Origin of the sequence: Paraburkholderia sp. CNPSo 3281, from assembly GCF_024206515.1 — a bacterium.
Classification (GTDB): domain Bacteria; phylum Pseudomonadota; class Gammaproteobacteria; order Burkholderiales; family Burkholderiaceae; genus Paraburkholderia; species Paraburkholderia nodosa.
Genome location: NZ_JAMBPS010000124.1, coordinates 1 through 2719, shown reverse-complemented (window position 1 = coordinate 2719; position 2719 = coordinate 1). Strand labels below are relative to the sequence as shown.

Sequence of the window (2719 nt, the reverse complement as noted above, 5' to 3'; positions counted from 1 at the left end):
TGCGTATTTCGGGGAAGTTGAACGCCCGTTTCGATGAAGTCGAACAGGCCAGGAGGGAGGTGCTGCGTAGTGCTTAGATTGTACTGCGAGTGTTCGAGATCAGGCTACTTTTTGATCAGGAGCGTTCTTCTTTCGCATCGAATCGCCCTTCAATGCAAGCTTGTGAGCTTGATGGACGAGGCGGTCGAGGATTGCGTCGGCGAGCGTGGGGTCTTGCAGCCATGCGTGCCAGTGTTCAAGGGGCAGTTGGCTTGTGATGATCGTGGATCGCGTGCCGACGCGATCGTCGAGCACTTCGAGCAGATCGTTGCGCGCGCCCTGGTCAACGTCCTGCAGTCCCCAGTCATCGAGCAACAAGACGTCCATCTTTGCGAGCTGCGCAAGCCGACGTGTGAAGCTGCCATCGCCGTGGGCGATCTTCAATTCCTCGAACAGTCGGGCGACGCGTACATACAGCACGGAGAAGCCTTGTCGGCAAGCCTGCTGGCCGAAGGCGCAGGCAACCCATGTTTTTCCGGCGCCAGTTGGCCCCGTCAGGATGAGGTTCTGTGCATTGCGGATCCAGTCACAGCTGGCGAGCGTGGCGACGACACTCTTGTCGAGGCCACGGCTCTGCCGGTATTCGATGTCCTCGACGCAGGCCTGGGGATTCTTGAGCTTCGCAGACTTGAGCAATCGCTCAAGCCGCCGCGTATCGCGCCAGGCGATTTCACGATCCACGACCATGCCGAAGCGTTCATCGAACGACAGGCTCGTGCTGGCCGTCAGCGCTGCCTGTTCCTCGAACGCGCGAGCCATACCGTCCAGCTTGAGGGCCTTGAGCTGGGAGAGGGTTTGCTGCATCAACATCGTGACCTCCTAAGGTCAGTGGTAATACTTGGGTCCTCGCACATTCTCGTGCAGGGGCGACTGCCATTCGATGGCCCCGCTTTGTGGCAGCGGCTGCTTGTCGGAGCCAGTTTGCAGGATGGTTCGGACGGACCGCTGGGTCGGCGCGCCAATCACGAGTGCTCGCTGGCACGCCGCTTCCAGTCGCTCCTTGCCGTATTTGCGCGAGAGCGACAGCAGACCCAGGCACGCGCGGTATCCCATTTCCGGGTGCGGACGGTTCGTCAGCAAATGCCTGACGATCGCCTCGGCGCTGACGCCGATCGATGCGCCCCAGTTCAGCAACCGGCTCGGCGTCCATTCCAGGTGGGCGCGGTACGCCGCAGGCATGTGCTCGGCCACGGTGGTGTACTTGCCCTTGAGGCGACTGCGAGCGTGGGCGGCGACGCGTTTGCCGCCATGCAGGATTTCCACACCGTAACGTGTCACGCGCGCGTGGACTTCCTGACGCACAAGGCTATGCGGCGCGCTGTAGTAGTGGCCATCGACCTCGATATGCGAGTCAATGTTGATGCGGCATTTCTGGAAGGTGGCGATTTCGTAGCGACGCGTCGGCAGCGGACGCAGCGCCGGTTTGTCGAGCCGCTCGAACCATTCGCGTCGAGTGCCATCGAGTTTTTTGAACGGCCGCGTATTCAGATCGTTGATCAACCCGGCGATCGCCTTGTTCAGTTCGGCCAGACTGTAGAACCGGTGATTCCGGAGACGGGCAAGAATCCAGCGTTCGACGATCTGCACGCCGACTTCGACCTTCGCCTTATCCTTCGGCTTGCGAGGGCGCGCCGGCAGCATCGCGGTATCGTAATGGCTCACGAAGTCCTGCGTGGTCAGGCCGAGCGTGGGTTCGTAGCGGTCGGCGTTCGAGATCAGTGCCTTCGGGTTGTCGGGCACGAGCAACCTTGGCACGCCGCCATAGAATTCCATAGCGTCAATGAGCCCACCGATCCAGTCGGGTGTCGCTTCCGAGCGCGTGGCGCAGGCATACGTGTAATTCGATGCGCCGAGCACGGCGACGAAGATGTGCGCCTTGAACGCAATGCCGCCGGTGCGATCGAGAATCGGCACCGTTTGCCCGGCGTAGTCGGCGAACAACTTCTCACCAGCGTAATGTTGCTGGGGCATCGACCGCTTCAACGTCTGGGCCCAGTCCTTGTATCGCTGACAGAACTGCGTGTAGCGCAAGGTCTTCTGGCCGGGATTCGCGGCGACGTACTCTTCCCACAGCAGCTGCAACGTGACGCCTTTGCGGCGCAGTTCCCGGTGGACCCAGGCGCAGTCTGGCTCTATGCGCTTGCCTGCGGCCGTCGTCGGAACACTGCCGTTGACGAGCAACTGCTCCAGTTCTGCTTCAGACAGCGGCTCGATCGTCGCCCAGTCCAGGCCGGCCGAGGCGGCAAGTTGAAGATATTGAGTAATGGTGCCGAGCCCGACACCGAGCGCGCCGCTCACCTGGCGGTGAGACAGATTACAGGTCCATTTCAGGCGAAGCACATCTTTTATCTTGCGCATGGTCGTCCGGTGAGCCGGCATCGTCAGTGTCTCCAAAAAGGAGCCACCATAACCGCCGGCCGATTGAGCCATCCGCAGTACCGCCAACCGAAACCACACCTTTCGTTTCGGTCCACCGAACACGCATTTCGGTGGGGTGAACAGCCGTTTCGGCAGGCTGAACACCGATTTCGGGAAGATGAACACGCATTTCGGAGCGCCGAACACCAATTCCGGAATTCTCCGAAACCGTTCGACTTCAAGCGAAACGGTTGTTCATCTTCCTCCGGAAACACTGTTCGACTTCAACCGAAATCCGTGTTCGGCTTCGCCGAAATACGCA

Annotated in this window: 2 protein-coding genes; both read right to left on the bottom strand. The window is 60.5% G+C overall.

Going from position 1 to position 2719, the window contains the following annotated elements:
• Positions 1–99: 99 nt before the first annotated feature.
• A complete protein-coding gene (gene istB / locus M3I56_RS40325) occupies positions 100–849 on the bottom strand; it encodes an IS21-like element helper ATPase IstB (protein ID WP_254358614.1) in 750 nt (249 codons plus the stop codon).
• A gap of 15 nt (positions 850–864) precedes the next feature.
• Positions 865–2418 (bottom strand): IS21 family transposase, encoded by a 1554-nt coding sequence (gene istA / locus M3I56_RS40320; RefSeq protein ID WP_254358616.1) that lies wholly within the window; start codon positions 2416–2418, stop codon positions 865–867.
• Between the last annotated feature and the right edge of the window lie 301 nt (positions 2419–2719).

Excerpts from the sequence above, each read along its gene's own strand:
- istB (WP_254358614.1), bottom strand. The coding sequence starts at position 849 with ATGTTGATGCAGCAAACCCTCTCCCAGCTCAAGGCCCTCAAGCTGGAC.
- istA (WP_254358616.1), bottom strand. The coding sequence starts at position 2,418 with ATGCCGGCTCACCGGACGACCATGCGCAAGATAAAAGATGTGCTTCGC.